The organism is Streptomyces caelestis, from assembly GCF_014205255.1.
Lineage (GTDB): Bacteria > Actinomycetota > Actinomycetes > Streptomycetales > Streptomycetaceae > Streptomyces > Streptomyces caelestis.
The window spans coordinates 3952115-3972135 of sequence record NZ_JACHNE010000001.1 but is presented as its reverse complement, the minus strand read 5'-3'; the positions used below and the strand labels follow the sequence as shown (position 1 = coordinate 3972135).

Genomic DNA, 20021 nt, shown 5'->3' with positions numbered 1-20021 from the left:
CCGCAGCTAAGCGATCACCGCGGCTGAGCGCTCAACTGCGGCGGCAGTGACGCCGCATGCGTCACCGTCAACCCCGACACCGCTCGCGTCAGCGCCACGTACAGGCGGCGCAGGCCCGTCCGTTCGTCCGGCTCGCCGTCGACCACGGCCCGGGGCTCGTCCAGGACGACGTAGTCGTACTCCAGGCCCTTCGCGAGCGACACCGGGACCAGGGTCAGGCGGGTCTCCTGGGTCGTCTCCTCGCCGGGGCCGAGGTACGGGATCCCGGCCTCCGTCAGGGCCGCCGCCAGCTCCGGGACCCGGGCGTCCGCCGCGATCAGGCCCGTCGAACCCTCGTGGCGCAGGGATGCGCGGCAGGCGTCGACCACGTCCGTCGTCCCCGCGACCGCCCGGACCTCGAAGTGGCCCGGGTTCTCACGGATCGACACGACCGGGGTGAGCCCCGGGGCGATGTGCGGGAGCAGCCGGGAGGCGTAGGTGATGACGTCCGTCGGCACGCGGAAACCGGCCGTCAGCTCCTCCACCACCGCGTCCGGTTTGCCCAGGTGGGCCAGCGCTTCCTGCCAGCTGCGGGTCGCCCACGGCGTGGTGCCCTGCGCCAGGTCGCCGAGGACCGTCGCGCTGCCGGTCGTGCAGCGGCGCCCGACTGCCCGGTACTGCATGGGCGAGAGGTCCTGCGCCTCGTCGAGGACGACATGACCGAGGGAGTGCGTGCGCTGGATCAGGTCGGTGGCCTCGTCGATGAGGACGGCGTCGGCGGCCGACCACTGGGCGGACTTGACGCTGCGCGCCGGTTTCACCCACAGCACGGCCTTCTGCTCCTCCTCGCCGAGGACCCCCGCCGCGTGTTCGGCGAGGAAGTCCGCGTCCGACAGCAGGCGGAGCACCAGCTTCGCCGGGTCGACGGCCGGCCAGACCGCCTTGACGGCCGCCTTGACCGCGCTGTTGCGGGCCACCGCGTCCTGTACCCGGTCGTCCGGCGCCTCCCCCGACCGCTCCATCTGCACCAGCACGGCATGCGCGATGCGCTGCGGCAGGGCCTCGCGGGCGGCGCCGTAGCGGATGTCGCGGTCGAGCAACTCGCGGACGATCTCCTCCAGTTCGTACGCCGCCACGCGCCAGCGGCGGGAGCCGCGGACGACCACGACCGGCTCGGTGGGCATCGTGACGTGCGAGTAGAGGGCCCTGCGCAGCACCCGCGCCATCCGGGCGTCGCCTTTGACGACCGCGGCCGTCGCGTCGTCCGTCCCCTTGATCTCCACGTGCGCCACCAGGTCCTCGACGGTGGCCTGCTGGACGGCCAACTCACCGAGAGCGGGCAGCACTTGCTCGATGTAGTGCAGGAAGGACCGGTTCGGTCCGATGACGAGCGTGCCGGTGCGGGCGAGGCGCTCGCGGTGGGCGTAGAGGAGGTAGGCGACCCGGTGCAGGCCGACGGCGGTCTTCCCGGTGCCCGGGCCGCCCTGCACGCACACCGTGCCGGAGAGCCCTGACCGGACGATCTCGTCCTGCTCGGGCTGGATCGTCGCCACGATGTCCCGCATCGGCCCGACGCGCGGGCGCTCGATCTCCTGCTGGAGGAGCTTGCTGGTCCGGGCCGCCTCGGCCGGGTCCGACAGGTGCTCGTCCTCGTACGCCGTGAGGTCGCCGCCCGTGTAGCCGAAGCGGCGGCGCAGCGCGATGTCCATCGGGTCCTTCTTGGAGGCCCGGTAGAACGGCTGCGAGACCGGTGCGCGCCAGTCGATGACCATCGGGTCGCCGTCGGCGTCGTGCACATGCCGCCGCCCGATGTAGAAGCGTTCCCCTTCCGCCCCTTCCGCCTCCGCGGCGCCGGGTGCGTGCAGGTAGTCGAGCCGGCCGAAGAACAGCGGGGTGTCGCTGAGGTCGGCCAGGGCCTTGATGCGCTCCTCGATCTGGCGGGCCAGCACCTCCGCGTTGACCCAGTTCGCGGTGACGTCGGTGATGTCGAGGGCCTCGACGTCCTCGCGCATGGCACGCAGGGCGGAACGGGACGCGGAGAGGTGGGAGCGCTCACGGGAGAGCGGGTCGTCGACGGGCGTGGACAAGGGGGTGCCTCCGGAGGACCTGCTGAAGGAATGGCGATGAGATGCCGGCCGGTTTCCGTCCGGTCGGCGGCGCTCCGGGAGGGAGGCGGGCAAGAGCGGAGATCTTAGAGGAGCGGGGGAGCCGGCCGCCAACGGTTTTCTCGTCCCCTGTTTCTGGTCCCCTGTTTCCCGGCCCTTGTTCCTCGTCCCTTGTTCCTCGTCCCCTAGGGGACGAGGTCCTCCCCCCTCAGGGGCAGCGGTCGGTCCGCAGGCGTACGAGCGGGGTACGCGGGTTCGGCCCTCAGACCGACGCGGACTTTACGACCGGAAACGCACCATGGAGATATGAGCGCAGCAACCTTCTCCCCCGCTTCGGCACCGGGCCGCCCGCCCGGCGCCACCGCCGTGGCAGGCAGCCACCACCGTCATCTCCTCGGCGATGCCCTGCGCGCCGTCCGGGTGTTCGCGGGCGCCGCCTTCGACGTGGTCATCCTCGGCCAGTACGGCGAGGAAGTGGGGGTGGTCCGCCGCAAGTGACCGGTGCGTGGCCCGCCTGCCTCAGCTCTCCGCGAGCAGCTCGTCCGCGTCCATGATCCGGTACGCGTACCCCTGCTCCGCCAGGAAGCGCTGGCGGTGCGCGGCGAAGTCCTGGTCGATGGTGTCCCTCGCGACCACCGAGTAGAAGTGCGCCTGGTGGCCGTCGGACTTCGGCCGGAGCACCCGGCCCAGCCGCTGTGCCTCCTCCTGGCGCGACCCGAACGTGCCCGACACCTGGATCGCGACCGTCGCCTCCGGCAGGTCGATCGAGAAGTTCGCGACCTTCGACACGACGAGCACGCTGAGCTCGCCCTCCCGGAACGCGTCGAACAGCTTCTCCCGCTGCGCGTTCGACGTCTCACCCTTGATCACGGGAGCGTCCAGATGCTCCCCCAACTCGTCGAGCTGGTCGATGTACTGGCCGATGACGAGGATCTGCTGCCCGGCGAAACGGCGGACGATCGCCTCCGTGACCTTCCGCTTGGTGTCGGTCGTCGCACAGAAGCGGTACTTCTCCTCCGCCTCGGCCGTGGCGTACGCGAGCCGCTCCGCGTCCGTCAGATTGACCCGGACCTCCACGCAGTCGGCGGGCGCGATGTAGCCCTGCGCCTCGATCTCCTTCCACGGCGCGTCGAACCGCTTGGGCCCGATCAGGGAGAAGACGTCCGACTCGCGCCCGTCCTCACGCACGAGCGTGGCCGTGAGGCCCAGCCGCCGCCGCGCCTGGAGATCCGCCGTGAACTTGAAGACCGGCGCGGGCAGCAGGTGCACCTCGTCGTAGACGACCAGGCCCCAGTCCCGGGAGTCGAACAGCTCCAGGTGCGGATAGACGCCCTTCCGCTTGGTCGTCAGCACCTGGTACGTGGCGATCGTGACGGGCCGGATCTCCTTCCTCGTCCCGCTGTACTCGCCGATCTCGTCCTCGGTGAGCGACGTCCGCCGCACCAGCTCGTGCTTCCACTGCCGGGCGGAGACCGTGTTCGTGACGAGGATCAGCGTCGTGGACTTCGCCTGCGCCATCGCCCCGGCGCCGACCAGCGTCTTGCCCGCGCCACAGGGCAGGACGACCACGCCCGACCCGCCGTGCCAGAAGTTCTCCACCGCCTGCTTCTGGTAGGGCCGCAGCGCCCAGCCGTCCTCGGCCAGCTCGATCGCGTGCGCCTCGCCGTCGACGTACCCGGCGAGGTCCTCGGCCGGCCAGCCCAGCTTCAGCAGCGTCTGCTTGATCTGCCCGCGCTCGGAGGGGTGCACGACGACCGTGTCCGGGTCGAGACGGGCGCCGACCAGGGGCGCGATCCGCTTCGACCGCAGGATCTCCTCCAGCACCGGACGGTCGGTGGTGGTCAGGACCAGCCCGTGCGCCGGGTGCTTGGACAGCGTGAGCCGCCCGTAGCGGTCCATCGTCTCGGCGATGTCGACCAGCAGCGCGTGCGGCACCGGATAGCGGCTGTACTGCACCAGCGCGTCCACGACCTGCTCGGCGTCGTGACCCGCCGCGCGGGCGTTCCACAGGCCCAGCGGCGTCACCCGGTAGGTGTGGATGTGCTCCGGCGCCCGCTCCAGCTCCGCGAACGGGGCGATGGCCCGACGGCAGTCGTCGGCCTGCTCGTGGTCGACTTCCAGGAGCAGGGTCTTGTCGGACTGGACGATCAGCGGACCATTCACGCGTGGCACCCTTTCCCGCGGCCGGACGGCTCGGACGGCTTCGAACGACTCGGCCAAACGTCCAGTGTGCCTGATCGTCGCCGTCCCGAGGGTGTGATCTGCGCGGGACCGGACCGGCTCCGGTCCTACTGAATGCCTTTTCATCCCAACGTGTGGTGTGAATTCAGGTTTTCCACCTCGGCCCCGAAGAATGGCGAACCGTGCGGAACCCAACGACCACCACGCTCGGATACGCCCTGTTCGCCACCCGCTGGCTCCAGGCCCCCCTCTACTTCGGGCTGGTCGCCGCCCAGGGCGTCTACGTCTACAAGTTCTTCAAGGAGCTCTGGACCTTAATCCTGATGTGCGTGAGCGGGCACGCGAGCGAGACGTACGTGATGCTCGCGGTGCTCAAGCTGGTCGACGTCGTCATGATCGCCAACCTGCTGATCATGGTGATCGTCGGCGGCTACGAGACCTTCGTCTCGCGCATCGGCCTCCAGGGCCACCGTGACCAGCCCGAATGGCTCTCGCACGTCAACTCCAACGTGCTGAAGGTCAAGCTCGCCACGGCGATCGTGGGCATCTCCTCCGTCCATCTGCTCCAGATGTTCGTGGACGTCCACCACACCTCCCGCCACGCCCTGCTGTGGGGGACGGTGATCCACATGGCGTTCATCGTCTCGGCGGCGATCCTCGCCTACATGTCGGGACCGATGGCCGCGCACGGGGATCGCGGACATGCCGAGCGCCCGCAGGCAGGGCCCGGGCGGGTGACGCCTCCCCCGGCGGAGCAGGACCACGGGGACCGGCGGCACGGAAAGCCGGAACAGCAGGCTCCGGCGACCACGCCGGCCGTCCCCCGGCAGCCGGCCCCGGACGCGGACGCCGAGGCCCGGATCCGCGCGGCCCGCTTCCCGGCCCGCAAGCTGCTGGAGGACTTCGACCACCAGCACCCCCGGGGCTTCGACCGGGAGACCGTGGACCGGCTCGGCAAGGCGGAGTTCGTCGCCGCCCGGCGCAACGTGGTCCTCGTCGGCCCGACCGGCACCGGCAAGACCCACCTCGCCATCGGCCTGGGCCTGCGCGTCTGCCAGGCCGGGCACCGGGTGCTGTTCGCGACCGCCGCCGAGTGGGCCGCCCGGCTCTGCGACGCCCGGGCCGCGGGCCGGCTCGACGCGGAACTGGCCGCCCTCGACGAGTACCCCCTGCTGATCGTCGACGAGGTCGGCTACACGCCCTTCGACGCGGCGACCGCCGGACTGTTCTTCCGGCTGGTCGCGCACCGCTACGAGCGTGCCTCGCTGATCGTGACCAGCGAGCGCCCGCTCGGCCGCTGGGACGAGGTCTTCGGCGGCGCGTCCACCGCGGCGATGGTGGACCGCCTCGCCCATCACGCCGCCGTCGTGCGGCTGGACGGGGACAGCTACCGGACGCGCCGCGCTACTTCAGCGTGGGCAGATTGACGTTGTTGATCAGCGGCCCTTCGATGCCGATCCCCTCGGAGATCAGCGGCTCGGCACCGGCGGCCGGCAGAGGCAGCGCGGGCGGGGCCGCGCCGGCTGAGGGCGCGACCACGCCCACGAGGGCGACGGCGCAGAGAGCGACGGCGGGCAGTTTTTCACGCATGGGGACGACAGGGCCTTTCGCGTACTGAGAGACGAGGGAGGCCGCGCCCCGGGCCGGCCCGGGGCGCGGCAGGTGGATCAGACCTGCGGTGTCTCGAGGACGAGGCCGGCTACATCGATGCTCACCGCGGCGGCCGGAGCGGCCAGCCCACCGAACGTCATCAGGGCGGCGGTGGCCAGGACGGCGGCGACTCGACGGACAGCGCGCATGCTGGGACTTCCTTTCCACAAGGCTCTCAGGGACACCCGGTGGCTGCCCCCGCCCGAACGGCGGAATGCGGCGCGCCCGGCAATGTCGCCCAAGGGTGGGACATCCCCGGCGTGGCGTGCATGAACGCCGGCGTGCACCCGAACGGGTGAGACGGCACCCGGCGGCACGGGCCGTCAGTCCGCGTCGTCGGCGAGCTCCGCGACCCCGGTGATCCGGTGCAGCGGGTACGTGCGGACCTCGTCCGCCGTGTGGTCGTACGCCGTGACGAAGCCGCCCTCGACGCGGATCGGGGCGATGACGCGCTGGCTGGCGGCGCCCTCGGCGTTGACGTAGCCGATCCACAGCGTCCCGCCGGTCAGGACGGCGGCCTGCATGGTGGCGAGGGTCTCGGCGGAACCGGTGCGGGGCGGTTCGCCGTTGCCCGCCGGGACCGTGCCGGGCTTGCGCGGGGTGGTGGAGGCGAGGTCGCCGGCCCGGATGGCGCGCAGCGCCGCCGCGAGGAGGGTGTCGTCGGGGACCGGCGGGCCCTCCGGCACCGGCTCGGGTGCCGTACGGGGCGGGGTGCGGTGCGAGTGCGCTCGGGTGATCAGCACATCGCCCTCGGCGGACTCGGCGGCCGGCGCGAACCCCATCGCCCGCAGGCCCTCCAGCAGCCCCGCCGGGTCGGTCAGCGCGGCCACCACGGTCGGGGCGAGCCGGCGCAGCCCCAGCCCGGCGGCCCGCTTGTCGGCGAGGATCTCGTTGAGCACCGCGTCGTCGTCGCAGCGGACGTACGCCGAGGCCGCGCCCACGCGCAGATGACCGTGCCTGCGGGCCACGTCGTCGATCAGGTACGTGAGCGGCTGCGGCACCGGCGTACGGGAGTGCGTGGCGAGGAAGGCGTGCAGGTCCGAGGCGCTCTGCCCGGCGTCCAGGGCGCGCCGCACCGAGCCGGGCGTGAACCGGTAGACGGTGGCCCCGCCCTTGGACTCGACGTCCGCCAGCACGCCCAGCATGTCGGCGAGCGGGCGCTGCAAGGGCCCGGGCGCCACCGCCGTCAGGTCGGCCTGGAGCAGCACGTGGTCCAGCGGCTCGGGCAGCAGCGGCGTGAGCAGCCGGGCCGCGGCGGCGGAGGCGACGGCCTGTTCGGCGGGGGAGAGGGGGGTGAGGTGGGCGAGGGGAGCGGGCCGGTGGTGGACCGGGAGCTTGTCCCCCGGACCGGAGGGCTCCGCTGGACCGGAGCCCTCCGGTCCAGCGGAGCCCTCCGGGCTCTGCGCGGGCGCCGCGGGCGCACCCAGCAGGGCCCTGCCGTGGGCCGACAGCGCACCCCTGCCCGTGACGCCCAGCAGCTCGGCCTCGGACAGGGTCCACCGGGCGAGCCGGCTGCGCAGGTCGTCCTCGTGCCGGGCGCCGCGCAGGGGGCGCTCCCAGCGCAGCCGGGCCGGCACCGACTCGGCGTCCGGCGCGGCGCCCTCCGGCAGCTCGGCCAGCAGCGCCAGCACCCGGTGCCGTACCTCCGGCGCCGCCGAACGGTCCAGACCCGGCCCGAGCGCCGACAACGTACGGTCCTTCGCGTCCCGCCCGCCCACCAGTCCGGCCGTGCGGGTCGCCGGGAGCCACGCTGTGACCAGCCGCGACCAGCGCTCGGCGGCGGGCAGCTCCCGCCACTCGTCGTACGCCGGGGTCGCCGCGTACCGCTCGTCGGCCTCCCCGTCCGGGGCGATCAGGCCCGCCGCGTACGCCAGCTCCACCCAGAACGCGGCGACCGGCTCGGGCACGTCCAGGGCGACGGCGGTCCGCTTCAGGTCGCGCACGCTCAGCCCGCCGGCCCGCAGCACCGCCGGCCCGCCCTCGTCCCAGTCCTTCAGCAGCTCCTCGACGGTCGCGAGCGCGGTGTACGCCTGCCCGGCCGCGGTGCTGTCCACAACCTGTGGACGATGAACGGCGGCGGCCTCGACCGCCGGCGGCACCGGCTCGGGCGTCCGGTGCGCGAGCCCCCGCCGCAGGTGCAGGGCGACCTCGCGCGGCAGCACGACCGTCCCGGGCGCCGTCGGCAGCAGCAGCCCCCGGTCCAGCAGCCAGCGCAGCCGGGGCGCCGGATCGGCCGTGACCTGCCCGTACGGCGGCCCCCACACCAACCGCTCCAGCACGTCGAGGGAGTCGGCCGGGGCCTTCGCGAGCAGTGCGGCCATCCGGCGCCGGTCCGTGAACAGCTCGGTCAGGGCGGTCACCGCGGAGACCGAGTCGTGGGTCGAGGGCAGCCCGGCGGCCGAGACGATCTCCTGGATCCGCCCCGGGGACATCCCGGCGGTGGCTTCCTGGACCGTCGGGCCGAGTCCCGTCGGCGAGGGGTGCTGCGGTGAGGGAGCCAGCAGCTCACGGGCCGTCCGCACCAGCCGCAGCCGGTCGTCGGCGCCCCACACCAGGGCCTGCTCGCGCAGCACGCCCAGGGCGTGCGGCAGGGCCTGGGCGACGGCCGGGTCGGCGTCGTCCCCGGCCATGAGTCCGAGCAGTTCGTCGTACGTCGCCGGATCCGCCGCCACGGCCAGCGCCTGAGCCGTCTGGAGTGTGAACCGGTCCAGCCGCTCCAGGGCCCGCACGACCGAGGCGCGGGTGCCGGCACGGCTCGCGAGCTGCGTGAGGTCGGTCGGCACGGGCGTGATGAGATCCGGACGGCCGCGCAGGAGCGCGCCCAGCGAGACGTCGTCCCGCCCGCGGAGCGCTTCCGCGAGGGAACGGGGGGCCGCGGGCCTGTCCTCGGTGCTCATCCGGTCCACGGTAGCGGGTCGCCTCCGGCGGCCGGGCCGACTGTCCGCGGGCGGGCGGGGCCGGCGCCGGACGGGCCTGTGGGTCACCCGCTCGCACTCGCGGTACCGTCGACCGACGGCGTCCGCCAACGCACACGCCCCGGAGGGGACTTCGTGGGGATTGAGAGCGACCAGGTCGTTTACGAGTATCTGAGCCGCGTCGGAGACGTGGCCCAGCAGCGGCAGCTGTCGTCGGCCACGCGCATGCGGCTGGTGGCGGACCTGCGCAACGAGATCGACAAGCGCCGCGCGAAGGCCACCGTCGACTCGCCCGCCGCCGTCCGCCGCATCCTGTCCCGCCTCGGCAGCCCCGACGAGATCGTGGCGGCGGCCGCGGACGGCACGAGCGCGGGTGGCGGCGGTACGACGCAGAGCGCCCCGGCCGCCGTGCCCGTACAGCGCGAGGCCCGCGAGCAGGAGGAGCCGGGCGAGCGGCCGAAGGGGGTCCTGCGGCGGGTCGTCCCGCGTCCCCGCCCGGCCCGGCCCGCCGAGGAGCCGCGCCCCGCCGCCGCCGAGGGCGCGGCCCCGCCGCACCTGGCCGCCGGGCACGAGCTCGGGGACAGCGCCGTCCAGCCGGACTGGTGGCGGGTGGACAGCAGCCCCTTCGGGGCGGGCGACGACGTGCCGGGCTTCGTGGGCGGCGTGGAGCTGCCGGACCTGCTGAAGCCGCCGCAGCCGAGGAAGCCGCGGCTGGAGAAGGCGGCGGCCGACGAGGAGACAGCGCCGGCTGTCGAGGCCGCGGTGCCGGGGGAGACAGCCGGCAAGGCGGCCCGCCGGCGTCTGCCGTGCCTGTCCGCGGGCGGCTGGAGCAACCCGCTCCTTCTGATCGCCGCCGGTCTCCTCGTCGCGGGCGCCGTGCTCGGCAACTGGTTCGTGCTGATCCTCGGCTGGCTCATCGCCTACGCCTCACGCCGTCTGAGCCCGGCGGAGACGAAGTGGGCGGTCGTGATCCTCCCCAGCCTCTCCGTCGCGGCCGGGATTCTCTGGCTGTGGGGCAGGATGAACGACCGCTGGGGCACCCCGATCGCCGAGGGCCACATGAACGCCGCGGTGGCGGAGACCTGGCCGTGGGTGGTCAGGGGCGCGGCGGTGGCGTCGGCACTGTTCCTGGTGTGGCGCTCACAGCGCTCTCGCTAGCCGGTCACAGGGGCGCCTCTGCCGTTCACACCGCCTGGGCACAATGGCCCCTATGGCAATCACCGTCGGCTTCGACCTCGACATGACCCTCATCGACTCCCGCCCCGGCATCCGCGCCTGCTACCAGGCGCTGTCCGAGCGGACGGGGACGTACATCGACGCCGATCTGGCGGTCACGCGGCTCGGGCCGCCGCTGGCCGAGGAGCTGATCAACTGGTTCCCGGCCGACGAGGTCGAGACCGTGGCGGACGTCTACCGGGAGATCTACCCGACCATCGCCATCGCCGAGACCCCCGCGCTGCCCGGTGCCCGCGAGGCCATCGCGGCCGTACGGGAGGCCGGCGGACGCGCGATAGTCGTCACCGCGAAGTACGAGCCCAACGCCAAACTGCACCTCGCCCACCTCGGCATCGAGCCCGACGCCGTCATCGGCGACCTGTGGGCCGAGCAGAAGGCGGAGGCGCTGCGCGAGCACGACGCGGGCGTCTACGTCGGCGACCACGTCGGGGACGTACGCGGCGCCCGGGCGGCCGGCGCGCTGTCGGTCGCGGTGGCCACCGGCCCCTGCCCCCCGGAGGAACTGCGCGCGGCGGGCGCGGACGTCGTCCTCACCGACCTGACGGAATTCCCCGGGTGGTTTTCGGACTACCGTCCCGAACGCGCCTGACGCCGGCCCGCCGCCACGGAACGCAGCACTCCCGCGCCGGCCATCAGGAAACCGACTGCCATGAGCATGCTCAGGCCGAACATGTAGGTAGGAAAGGGTGTCGTCCCCAGAAACAGCGGGGCGACCGTGACCAGTGTGGCCACGGCGCCGATGAAGAAGACGATGCCACCGGCACGGACCAGACGGTCACCGGGAGCGGCGGAATTCGTTTGGGTTTTGTCACGCACCCGACCAGGGTAGTTCCCAGCGCGAAGGAACAACCGGGTGACGTCTTGTCACCGGCCTGAAGAGCATTAGCCTTGGTACCGGCGGGTCGTACGACCCGCCCGAGTGCTATCCAGAGCTGTTTCAGAAGCAGTTTTCCGACGAGTACGAGGACGAGGACAGACGTGCCTACCGGCAAGGTCAAGTGGTTCAACAGCGAGAAGGGCTTCGGCTTTCTCTCCCGCGACGACGGCGGTGACGTCTTCGTCCATTCCTCGGTCCTCCCCGCCGGAGTCGAGACGCTCAAGCCGGGACAGCGGGTGGAGTTCGGCGTCGTCGCCGGGCAGCGCGGTGACCAGGCGCTGTCCCTGACGATTCTGGACCCGACCCCCTCGGTCGCCGCCGCGACCCGCAAGAAGCCGGACGAGCTGGCCTCCATCGTCCAGGATCTGACGACCCTCCTGGAGAACATCACGCCGATGCTGGAGCGGGGCCGCTACCCCGAGAAGACCGCGGGCAAGAAGATCGCGGGCCTGCTGCGCGCGGTCGCCGACCAGTTGGACGTGTAGACCGCTCACGGGAAACGCAGCGCGTTCGGGCCGAGGGGCGGCACCAGTCCCTCGGCCGCCGCGCGTGTGAGCAGCCCGCGTACGGCGGCGTAGCCGTCCTCGCCGAGGTCGGCGGTGAACTCGTTGACGTACAGCCCGATGTGCTGGTCGGCGACGGCCGGGTCCATCTCCTGGGCGTGTTCCATGACGTACGGGCGGGACGCCTCGGGGTCGTCCCAGGCGGCGCGTACGGACGTCCGGATGGAGTCGGCGAGCAGCCGCAGCTTCTGCTCGCCCAGCGACCGCTTGGCGATGATCGCGCCCAGCGGGATCGGCAGCCCGGTGGTGTTCTCCCAGTGCTCGCCCATGTCGGCGAGCTTGTGCAGGCCGTAGCCGCGGTACGTGAAGCGCGCCTCGTGGATGACGAGCCCCGCGTCGACCTTGCCGTCCCGCACGGCCGGCATGATCTCGTGGAAGGGCATGACGACGATCTCGCCGACCCCGTCGCCCAGCGTGTCCGCGGCCCACAGCCGGAACAGCAGATAGGCGGTGGACTTCTCACTGGGCACGGCGACCGTACGACCGGTGAGGTCGACATCCGCCTCCCGCGTCAGCACCAGCGGCCCGCACCCCCGCCCCAGCGCACCCCCGCACGGCAGCAGGGCGTACTCCTCCAGCACGTACGGCAGCACGGCGTACGACACCTTCAGCACGTCGAACTCGCCGCGCTCGGCCATGCCGTTGGTGATGTCGATGTCGGCGAAGGTCACGTCGAAGCCGGGGGCGCCGGGGACGCGGCCGTGGGCCAGGGCGTCGAAGACGAAGGTGTCGTTCGGGCAGGGCGAGTAGGCGATCTTCAGCTGCTCACTGGTCATGCCGGTTCCAACTCTCCAGTGCGGGCAGGAGCTTCCCGAAACCCTCGGTGAGGGCCGCCAGGGCGTCGGGGATGCGCCAGGCGGCGCGGTCGCGCGGCCCGACGGGATTGGAGATCGCCCGGACCTCCAGCACGGGCACCCCGTGCGCGGCGGCGGCCTCGGCCACACCGAAGCCCTCCATGGCCTCGGCGAGGGCGGTGGGGTGACGCTCCCGGAGCACGGCGGCCCGCTCGGCGGTCCCGGTCACGGTGGACACGGTGAGCACGGCCCCGGTACGGGCCCCGACGGCGTCCCCGGCCAGCCGCACGAGGTCCCCGGGCGGGAGGTGACGCACGGTCCCGAACCCGAGCTCCGTGACCGACACGAACCCGTCATCGGTCTCGGCCCCCAGATCGGCCGCGACGATCTCATCGGCGACGACGAGCGACCCCACGCTCGCCTCGGGCTGGAACCCCCCACCGATCCCGGCGGAGACGACGAGGTCGTAGGGGTCGCCCTGGAGGGCGGCGGCGGTGAGGGCGGAGGCGATGGAAGCGGCGGCGAGGGCGGGCCCTACACCGGCGGCGATCACCTGGAGGTCCAGCGCCCCGCCGCGGGCAGCCGCGCCGCTACCGCCGTGGGCACGGCCCACAACGCCGAGCGCCTCACTGTCGGACCCCGGAGGCAACGCCCCAAAGGCCCGAGCCACCGCGTCCCGCTCAACAGCAACCGCGGTGGCGACAAGCACCCTGCCCAGCCCAGCGGCAGCGATTACGCGTCCTTCTCCAGCTTGAAGTTCCACAGCCCCGACGTGTCCTTCTCGCCCTGCTTGATGGACACCAGCGTCGAGTTGCCCTGCGCCCCGTACTGGGCGTTGAAGAACACGCTGCCCGGGATGGTGCGGTAGGTCTTCGTGCTGGAGTCGGTCAGCGGCTGACCGTTCATCAGGATCGTCCAGCCCTTGTCCGCGATCTCCGGGTCGACACCGAAGCGCACGGTCTCGTCCGGGTCGACCGAGATGGTCTTGACGCCCTTGTCCTTCAGGCACTGCGTGAGGTCGGACGACTTCAGGGCGTCGCCCTCGCCACCACAGGTGGCCTCGGAGTTCACCGAGTCGTGGCCCACGGTGACGGTGGCCATCGGCGTCGGCTTGTCACAGGCCGAGAGGACGAGCAGTCCGGCGGATACGACGCCGGCGGCGGCGACGGCGCGGCGGCGTCGCACAGCGGATTGCAACGTGTTCATGGCCGAAGGCTATCGGGCCCGCCCGCCGGACCGCCCACGCGGGGTATGGCGTGCCCGTACGGCTATGCCACGCGCGGCCGTGTCGCACCGCCGCGCCGGGCCGAGCCGATCAGCCCCCGTACGGTCGTCAGCCAGCCCGTGCCGACGATCGCGGCGCCCACCGCCAGCCCGAGCGTGCCGTTGAGCGGCATCACGATGCCGACCGCCCCGCCCAGTACCCAGGACATCTGGAGCAGCGTCTCGGAGCGGGCGAAGGCCGACGTACGGACCAGTTCGGGCACGTCCCGCTGGATCAGCGCGTCGAGCGACAGCTTGGCCAGGGCCTGCGCGAAGCCGGCGATCGCGGCCAGGCCGGCCATCAGGACCGAGCCGAAGAACAACGCGGCCGTGATCGCCGCAGCCAGCACGCACGCCACGACCGTCACGATGATGATCTCCGGCGCCCGGGACCGGAGCCACGCCCCCACGGCCGTACCGAGCGCGTTGCCCACGCCGGCCGACACGCCCACCATCCCCAGGGACACGGCGGCGCTCTGGCCGGAGATCGGGTGCTCGCGCAGCAGGAAGGCGAGGAAGAAGATCAGGAAGCCGGTGAGGCAGCGGATGGAGGCGTTGGCGGCCAGGGCGTGGGTGACGGCCGGGCCGACCGTGCGCAGCCCGGGGCGCTTGACCGGCAGGCGGTGCGGCCCGTGCAGGTGCTCCTCGTCCGCGGCCAGCAGGGCGGTGTCCTCGCCCTTGGCGGAGTCGACCTTCGGCGGCAGCGTGAACGACAGGAACGTCCCTGCCACGAAGATCACGAAGGCGCCGTAGAGCGGCCAGCGCGGCCCGACCTGCTGGAGCCCGATGCCGATCGGCGCGGCGATGCCGGTGGCGAGGAGCCCGCCGAGGGTGACGCGCGAGTTGGCCTTCACCAGGGAGAAGCCGGGCGGCAGCAGCCGGGGCACGACGGCGCTTCTGACCACCCCGTACGCCTTCGACGCGACGAGGACGCCGAGCGCCGCCGGGTACAGCTGGATGCTGCCGCTGACGACCGCGCCGGACAGGATGAGCGCGAGCAGCGCCCGGGCCAGCATCGCCCCGGCCATCGCCGCCCGGCGGCCGTGCGGGATGCGGTCGAGGAGCGGGCCGATCACCGGCGCGAGGAGGGTGAAGGGCGCCATGGTGACGGCGAGGTACAGCGCGACCCGGCCCCGGGCCTCGTCGGTCGGCACGGAGAAGAACACCGTCGACGCGAGAGCGACGGTGATCATCACGTCCCCGGCGCCGTTCACGCCGTGCAGCTCGATCAGCTTGCCGAGGCCGGACTCGCCGGCGCCGTGCGCGTGGGTGGCCTTGCGGATGCCGCGGGCGGTGCCGGTGAACGGGAGGTGCAGGGCACGGCCGACCGCGCGGAGGGAGCCGCCCCAACGGCCCGGTCCGCTCAGTCGGCTGCTTCCCTTGACCCCTTTCGACCCACCGGTCCCGGTGGCGCCCTGGGGCGTCTTCGCGGCTGCCACGACGTCATAGTGCCCCGAGATGGCTGTGGGTAGTGCCGTTACCGCTTGTATAGGGCCTGTGGGGTGACTGTCCGGGTCCTCGGAGCCCGGGCGGGACGGTGGTCGGAGCCGTCAGTCAGGACCGTCGGTGTACGTGAAGTGGGGCGGAAGGGTAGCGTGCGTATCTCAGCCATCCCGCAAAATGGATGAAGGACGTTGACGCGGTCCCCCGGTCCGCTCCGTCCGCCCCGGCGCTGGGCGTGGCGCACTCGTGAGACGGCGTATGGAGAGAAGCGATACCTGTGAGCGCAGCGACAACGCGAAGCCGCACCCCTGACCGTCTGTGCGCCGAGGCCGTCGACCTCGCACGCGCCGCAGCCGAGGAGGCCGCGGCACCCGGCATCGTCGGCGAGCACGCGGGGCTGGTCTCCGAAGGGGATCGCGTTGTCACGCACTTCTTCGAGTGCAAGGAGCTCGGGTACCGGGGCTGGCGCTGGGCCGTGACGGTGGCCCGGGCGTCCCGGGCGAAGATCGTCACGGTGGACGAGGCGGTGCTGCTGCCCGGCCCGGACGCGGTGCTGGCGCCCGAGTGGGTGCCGTGGAGCGAGCGGCTGCGCCCCGGCGACATGGGTCCGGGCGACCTGCTGCCCACCGACGCGGAGGACCTGCGTCTGGAGCCCGGCTGGACCGGCGAGGACGAGCCGCCGCCGAACTCCGTCGTCTCCGAGGACATGGCCGCCCTGGCGGAGGCCGAGGACGCGGAGGTCACGGCTGGGCCCCTGGCCGTCCCCGCCCGCGGTTCGATCGCGGCGGTGGCCGAGGAACTCGGCGTGCGCCGTGCCCGGGTGCTGTCCCGCTACGGCCTGCACATCGCCGCCGACCGCTGGGAGGAAGCCTTCGGTCCCAAGACCCCGATGGCGCAGGCGGCCCCCGCCGCCTGCGTGAGCTGCGGCTTCCTGGTCCGTATCGGCGGTTCCCTGGGCCAGGCCTTCGGTGTGTGCGCCAACGAGTTCTCCCCGGCCGACGGCCGCGTCGTCTCCCTGGCCTACGGCTGCGGCGGGCACTCCGAGGCCGCGGTCATGCCGAAGCCGCCGCAGCCGGCTCCGCCGGTCATCGACGAGACCCGCGTGGACCCGTTCCCGCTGCGCCCGGCCTCGGACTCGGGCTCGGTGCCGGTGACGGCGGACGAGGACACGGAGGAGCTGGGACACTCGTAGCCGTGTCCGCGCCCGGCCGTCGAACGACTCGGACTATTCGTCCCCGAAGATCTCTTCGGCAGTCGGGGCGGTGGCGGCGCGGATGAGCCACTGGTCCAGGATTTCGGGGTCGTCGCAGTTGGTGATTCGCTCGCGGACCTGGTGGGGACGTGGATGCCGCGCGCTTTCAGGACGGTCAGCACGTCTTTGGCCGCACGCTCTCTACGGCCTTCGTCGCGGATTTCTTCCGAGATGTACGACTTGTAGAAGGAGAGGTCCACAGCCACCAGGTTCCTCCACTGTTCCGCGGCCGGGTGCTTGCCCAGGCCTTGTGCGATGAGTTCGACGATCGGGTCGGTGATGGGATGCGGTGTGTCCCGCAGGACGGTTGTCACTGCCAGCACACCCAAGGCCCCCGGCTCGCCGTCGCTCCCGCCGCATGGGTGGATTTCGTGACGTTCGCGTCCGGGAGCTGACCGGAGCCGGACGGCGCGCGCACCCCCGCTCCGCAGGCGGTACCTTCGTCCTCTCGTCGATGAGGAGAAGGAACGTGAGCAGCAAGTTCGTGCGGCCCGCCGCCGAGGGTGCCGACCCGTTCGGTACGGCACGTCTGCGGCGTGGCGTCATCGATGCCTGGGCCACCAGCCCCGCCCGGTTCCGCGAGGACGCCAACGCCGAGGAGGACCTCGTCCTCGGCGGCTACCGGGACCGGCTCGTCGTCGAGCTCGCGCAGAACGCCGCCGACGCCGCCGCCCGGGCCGGGGTGCCGGGGCGGCTGCGGCTCACCCTCCGTGACGGTGTGCTCGTCGCCGCCAACACCGGGGCGCCGCTGGACGCGGCCGGGGTCGAGTCGCTGTCCACCCTGCGCGCGTCGGCGAAGCGGGAGACCGAGCAGGCCGTCGGGCGGTTCGGCGTCGGGTTCGCCGCCGTCCTCGCCGTCACCGACGAGCCCGCCGTCGTCGGCCGGCACGGCGGTGTCCGCTGGTCCCTCGCCGAGGCCCGGGAACTGGCCGCCGACACCGCCCGGCACAGCCCCGGCCTCGGGGACGAGATCCGGCGGCGCGACGGTCACGTACCGCTGCTGCGGCTGCCGTTCGCCGCCGAGGGCACCGCCCCCGACCCGTACGACACCGCCGTCATCCTCCCGCTGCGCGACACCCCCGCCGCCGACCTCGCCGAACGGCTGTTGCGGGCGGTCGACGACGCGCTGCTGCTCACTCTCGCCGGCCTCGAAGAGGTCGTCGTCGAGATCAACGGCGAGAGCCCCCGGACGATCTCCCGCCGCACCGACGGTCCCTTCACCGTCATCGACGACTCCGGTGACGGCGTCACGTACTGGCGCACTGCCGCCGCCCACGGCAACCTCACCCCCGAGCTGCTCATCGACCGGCCCGTCGAGGAGCGGCTGCGCCCGCACTGGTCGGTCACCTGGGCCGTGCCCGTGGACTCCGACGGCAGCCCGGCCCGGCCCCGCACCAGCCCGGTCGTGCACGCCCCCACGCCCAGCGACGAGCCGCTCGGCGTGCCCGCCCTGCTCATCGCCTCGTTCCCGCTGGACTCCACCCGCCGGCACGCCGCCCCCGGCCCGCTGACCGACTTCCTGATCGAGCGCGCGGCCGACTCCTACGCCGAACTCCTCGGCTCATGGCGGCCGGTGACGGCCGGTCTGATCGGCCTCGTGCCCGGGCCGCTCGGCAAGGGCGAGCTGGACGGCGGGTTGCGCCGGGCGATCCTGGAGCGGCTGCCGCGCACCTCCTTCCTGCCGCCCGCCGTCGAGCCCCGCGGGCACGACGACGAGGACCTGCCCGAGTCGCTGCGGCCCCGGGACGCCGAGGTCGTCGAGGGCGCGGGCACGGACACGGTGCGGGTGCTCGCCGAGGTGCTGCCCACCCTGCTGCCCGCCGGGCTCGAACGCCGCGCGGAGCTGCGCACCCTGGGCGTCGCCCGGGTGCCGCTGACCGACGCGATCGACCGGCTGGCCGGGCTGGAGAAGGACCCCGGCTGGTGGCGGCGGCTCTACGACAGCCTGGCCGGGGTCGACCCGGACCGGCTGTCGGGCCTGCCGGTACCCCTCGCGGACGGCCGTACGACGATCGGCCCCCGGCAGGTCCTGCTGCCCAGCCCCGACGCCACCGGCATCGACCCGGAGACCCTGGCCCGGCTCGGACTGAAGGTCGCCCATCCGGACGCCGCGCACCCGATCCTGGAGAAGCTGGGCGCCCTGCCCGCGACCCCCCGTGCCGTGCTCACCACCCCGCAGGTCAGGGCCGCCGTCGCCGCGTCGCTGGACGACGAGGGCGGCGCGCTGTGGGAGGAGGACACCCTCGACGCGGAGGAACTGGCCGACACCGTGCTCGCGTTGGTGCGGGACGCCGGTCTGGAGCCCGGTGACGAGCCCTGGCTGGGCGCGCTCGCCCTGCCCGACGAGGACGGCGAACCGGCTCCGGCCTGCGAACTCGCCTTCCCCGGCGGCCCGTTCGCCCAGGTCATGCGCGAGGGTGAACTGGCCGCGGTGGACGCCGAGCTGGCTGCCAAATGGGGCGAGCAGCCGCTGGCGGCCTGCGGGGTGCTGGTGAGCTTCGCGCTCGTCCGTGCCACCGACGTCGTCCTCGACCCCGACGAACTGGAGCCGCGCGAGGGCGACTTCGCCGAGCCCGACGACCCGGGCCTGCTGGACGCGATCGACGTGTGGGCGGAGGACATCCTCGACCGTTTCCCGGACAGCCCGGTGCCGCCGGTCGCCACCGAGATCGTCGCCGTACGGGACCTGGATCTGGTCGACGAGGACAAGTGGGCGCAGGCCCTGTCCCTGCTGTCGCAGCCGCCCCTGCGGGACGCGATCGTCCAGCCCGTGCGCGTCCTGCTGCCGGACGGCACGCACGAGGTCGTACGGCCGTACACGGCGTGGTGGCTGCGCGGGAACCCGGTCCTCGACGGCCGCCGCCCCGCGGGCCTGCGTGCCGCCGGTGGCGACCCGCTCCTGCGGGGTCTGTACGAGGAGGCCGACGCGACCGGCTTCGAGGACGAGCAGGTGCTGCGGGCGCTGGGCGTACGGACGTCCGTCGCCGCGCTGCTGGACGAGCCCGGCGGCGCCGCCGAACTCCTCGACCGGCTGGCCGACCCGGAGCGCGAGGTGACGGACGCCCAACTGCACGCGCTGTACGGGGCCCTGGCCGAACTGGACCCGGAGCAGGTGACCCTGCCGGACGAGCTGCGTGCCGTCATCGACGGCCGGATGGAGGTCGTGGACGCCGCCGACGCCGTGGTGTGCGACTCGCCGGACCTGCTGCCCTTCACGGAAGGCGTCCCCCTGCTGCCGGTCCGCCCGTCCCGGGCCGCCGACCTGGCCGAACTCTTCCAGGTGCGGCGCCTGAGCGAGTCCGTCACCGGCGAGGTGGACTCGGAGGGCACCGAGCACGACGTCCCGGAGTCGGTGCGGGTGCTGCTGGGCCCGCGCACCCCTTCCTCGTACATCGAGCACGAGGAACTCGTCGTCGACGGCGTGGAGATCGACTGGCGGCTGACGAACGACGGTGTCCTGCACGCCTCGACGCTGGAGGGCGTGGCGGCCGGGCTCGCCTGGGCGGCCGGGCAGTGGCCGCGGCGGTTCGAGGTGGCGGCGCTGCTGGAGGATCCCTCGCGGACGGAGGAGCTGGCGCGGGATCGGTGGTTCGACTGAGGGGCGCGGGCGGTGGCCTTCGCCCCGTTTCGGCCGTCCGGTGAAAACTTCCGCACAAATTTTTCACTCGCCGTACAACCAAGTGCCCTTCTCGCGAATCTGATCACGTGAGTCAACAGACTCCACGATCACTTGGGCCCCAGGAGCCGACGACGAGCGCCGGGG

17 protein-coding genes are annotated in these 20021 nt (G+C 73.0%); 7 read left to right on the top strand and 10 right to left on the bottom strand.

Annotated elements, in window-relative coordinates; genetic code table 11:
* Positions 1–14 precede the first annotated feature (14 nt).
* Positions 15–2066: a HelD family protein gene (locus tag HDA41_RS17895; protein ID WP_184985145.1), complete on the bottom strand. Its 2052-nt coding sequence runs from the start codon at positions 2064–2066 to the stop codon at positions 15–17.
* Between the two features lie 324 nt (positions 2067–2390).
* Between HDA41_RS17895 and HDA41_RS17890 the strand changes: the two genes are divergently transcribed.
* Positions 2391–2582 carry a hypothetical protein gene (locus HDA41_RS17890; protein WP_184985143.1) on the top strand — a complete coding sequence of 64 codons (192 nt, stop codon included), beginning with the start codon at positions 2391–2393 and terminating at the stop codon, positions 2580–2582.
* A 21-nt stretch (positions 2583–2603) separates the two neighbouring features.
* Here HDA41_RS17890 and HDA41_RS17885 read toward each other — a convergent pair whose 3' ends face one another.
* Positions 2604–4247 (bottom strand): DNA repair helicase XPB, encoded by a 1644-nt coding sequence (locus HDA41_RS17885; RefSeq protein ID WP_184985141.1) that lies wholly within the window; start codon positions 4245–4247, stop codon positions 2604–2606.
* Positions 4248–4447: 200 nt separating this feature from the next.
* On the opposite strand from HDA41_RS17885, the gene istB reads away from it, so the two are divergent.
* The gene (gene istB, locus HDA41_RS17880; protein WP_184985139.1) at positions 4448–5692 is read left to right on the top strand and encodes an IS21-like element helper ATPase IstB; all 1245 of its coding nucleotides are present in this window, start codon (positions 4448–4450) and stop codon (positions 5690–5692) included.
* Here the strand turns inward: istB and HDA41_RS17875 are convergent.
* The 3 genes from HDA41_RS17875 to HDA41_RS17870 form a co-directional block, all read right to left on the bottom strand.
* A complete protein-coding gene (locus HDA41_RS17875; protein WP_184985137.1) occupies positions 5670–5855 on the bottom strand; it encodes a hypothetical protein in 186 nt (61 codons plus the stop codon). The genes istB and HDA41_RS17875 overlap by 23 nt on opposite strands.
* Positions 5856–5932: 77 nt before the next feature.
* Positions 5933–6064: a hypothetical protein gene (locus tag HDA41_RS41295; RefSeq protein ID WP_260423335.1), complete on the bottom strand. Its 132-nt coding sequence runs from the start codon at positions 6062–6064 to the stop codon at positions 5933–5935.
* A 174-nt stretch (positions 6065–6238) separates the two neighbouring features.
* Entirely contained in the window at positions 6239–8812 is a 2574-nt protein-coding gene (locus tag HDA41_RS17870; protein WP_184985135.1) for a helicase-associated domain-containing protein, read from the bottom strand.
* A 153-nt stretch (positions 8813–8965) separates the two neighbouring features.
* Here HDA41_RS17870 and HDA41_RS17865 point away from each other — a divergent pair, with 153 nt between their 5' ends.
* A complete protein-coding gene (locus HDA41_RS17865) occupies positions 8966–9988 on the top strand; it encodes a hypothetical protein (RefSeq protein ID WP_184985133.1) in 1023 nt (340 codons plus the stop codon).
* 43 nt (positions 9989–10031) lie between these two features.
* On the top strand, positions 10032–10655 hold the full coding sequence (locus HDA41_RS17860; protein ID WP_184985131.1) for an HAD family hydrolase: 624 nt from the start codon (positions 10032–10034) through the stop codon (positions 10653–10655).
* Here HDA41_RS17860 and HDA41_RS17855 read toward each other — a convergent pair.
* Positions 10634–10882, bottom strand: coding sequence for a hypothetical protein (locus HDA41_RS17855; protein ID WP_059417275.1), 249 nt, complete (start codon positions 10880–10882; stop codon positions 10634–10636). The two genes, HDA41_RS17860 and HDA41_RS17855, sit on opposite strands and share 22 nt — an antisense overlap.
* A gap of 162 nt (positions 10883–11044) precedes the next feature.
* Between HDA41_RS17855 and HDA41_RS42285 the strand changes: the two genes are divergently transcribed.
* Positions 11045–11428, top strand: coding sequence for a cold-shock protein (locus HDA41_RS42285; RefSeq protein ID WP_010035896.1), 384 nt, complete (start codon positions 11045–11047; stop codon positions 11426–11428).
* A gap of 5 nt (positions 11429–11433) precedes the next feature.
* Here the strand turns inward: HDA41_RS42285 and HDA41_RS17845 are convergent, their stop codons facing one another.
* The 4 genes from HDA41_RS17845 to HDA41_RS17830 all read right to left on the bottom strand — a co-directional run bounded on the left by HDA41_RS17845 (position 11434) and on the right by HDA41_RS17830 (position 15002).
* Entirely contained in the window at positions 11434–12282 is an 849-nt protein-coding gene (locus HDA41_RS17845) for a 1,4-dihydroxy-6-naphtoate synthase (protein ID WP_184985129.1), read from the bottom strand.
* Positions 12272–13063: a futalosine hydrolase gene (locus tag HDA41_RS17840; RefSeq protein WP_184985127.1), complete on the bottom strand. Its 792-nt coding sequence runs from the start codon at positions 13061–13063 to the stop codon at positions 12272–12274. Before HDA41_RS17840 ends, HDA41_RS17845 begins: the two co-directional genes overlap by 11 nt.
* Positions 13033–13506 carry a DUF2771 domain-containing protein gene (locus HDA41_RS17835; RefSeq protein ID WP_184985125.1) on the bottom strand — a complete coding sequence of 158 codons (474 nt, stop codon included), beginning with the start codon at positions 13504–13506 and terminating at the stop codon, positions 13033–13035. The genes HDA41_RS17840 and HDA41_RS17835 overlap by 31 nt, the downstream gene beginning before the upstream one ends.
* A 62-nt stretch (positions 13507–13568) precedes the next feature.
* On the bottom strand, positions 13569–15002 hold the full coding sequence (locus tag HDA41_RS17830; RefSeq protein ID WP_184985123.1) for an MFS transporter: 1434 nt from the start codon (positions 15000–15002) through the stop codon (positions 13569–13571).
* A gap of 281 nt (positions 15003–15283) precedes the next feature.
* Between HDA41_RS17830 and HDA41_RS17825 the strand changes: the two genes are divergently transcribed.
* Positions 15284–16198 (top strand): DUF3027 domain-containing protein, encoded by a 915-nt coding sequence (locus HDA41_RS17825; RefSeq protein ID WP_184985121.1) that lies wholly within the window; start codon positions 15284–15286, stop codon positions 16196–16198.
* Between the two features lie 514 nt (positions 16199–16712).
* Positions 16713–19856 carry a sacsin N-terminal ATP-binding-like domain-containing protein gene (locus tag HDA41_RS17820; RefSeq protein ID WP_184985119.1) on the top strand — a complete coding sequence of 1048 codons (3144 nt, stop codon included), beginning with the start codon at positions 16713–16715 and terminating at the stop codon, positions 19854–19856.
* The last annotated feature ends 165 nt before the right edge of the window (positions 19857–20021 follow it).

What these genes read in the sequence shown, in the direction of transcription:
- HDA41_RS41295 (WP_260423335.1), bottom strand. Translation starts at nt 6,064, where the DNA reads ATGCGCGCTGTCCGTCGAGTCGCCGCCGTCCTGGCCACCGCCGCCCTG.
- HDA41_RS17860 (WP_184985131.1), top strand. Translation starts at nt 10,032, where the DNA reads ATGGCCCCTATGGCAATCACCGTCGGCTTCGACCTCGACATGACCCTC.
- HDA41_RS17835 (WP_184985125.1), bottom strand. Translation starts at nt 13,506, where the DNA reads ATGAACACGTTGCAATCCGCTGTGCGACGCCGCCGCGCCGTCGCCGCC.
- HDA41_RS17820 (WP_184985119.1), top strand. Translation starts at nt 16,713, where the DNA reads ATGAGGAGAAGGAACGTGAGCAGCAAGTTCGTGCGGCCCGCCGCCGAG.
- HDA41_RS17890 (WP_184985143.1), top strand. Translation starts at nt 2,391, where the DNA reads ATGAGCGCAGCAACCTTCTCCCCCGCTTCGGCACCGGGCCGCCCGCCC.
- HDA41_RS17845 (WP_184985129.1), bottom strand. Translation starts at nt 12,282, where the DNA reads ATGACCAGTGAGCAGCTGAAGATCGCCTACTCGCCCTGCCCGAACGAC.
- HDA41_RS17875 (WP_184985137.1), bottom strand. Translation starts at nt 5,855, where the DNA reads ATGCGTGAAAAACTGCCCGCCGTCGCTCTCTGCGCCGTCGCCCTCGTG.
- HDA41_RS17870 (WP_184985135.1), bottom strand. Translation starts at nt 8,812, where the DNA reads ATGAGCACCGAGGACAGGCCCGCGGCCCCCCGTTCCCTCGCGGAAGCG.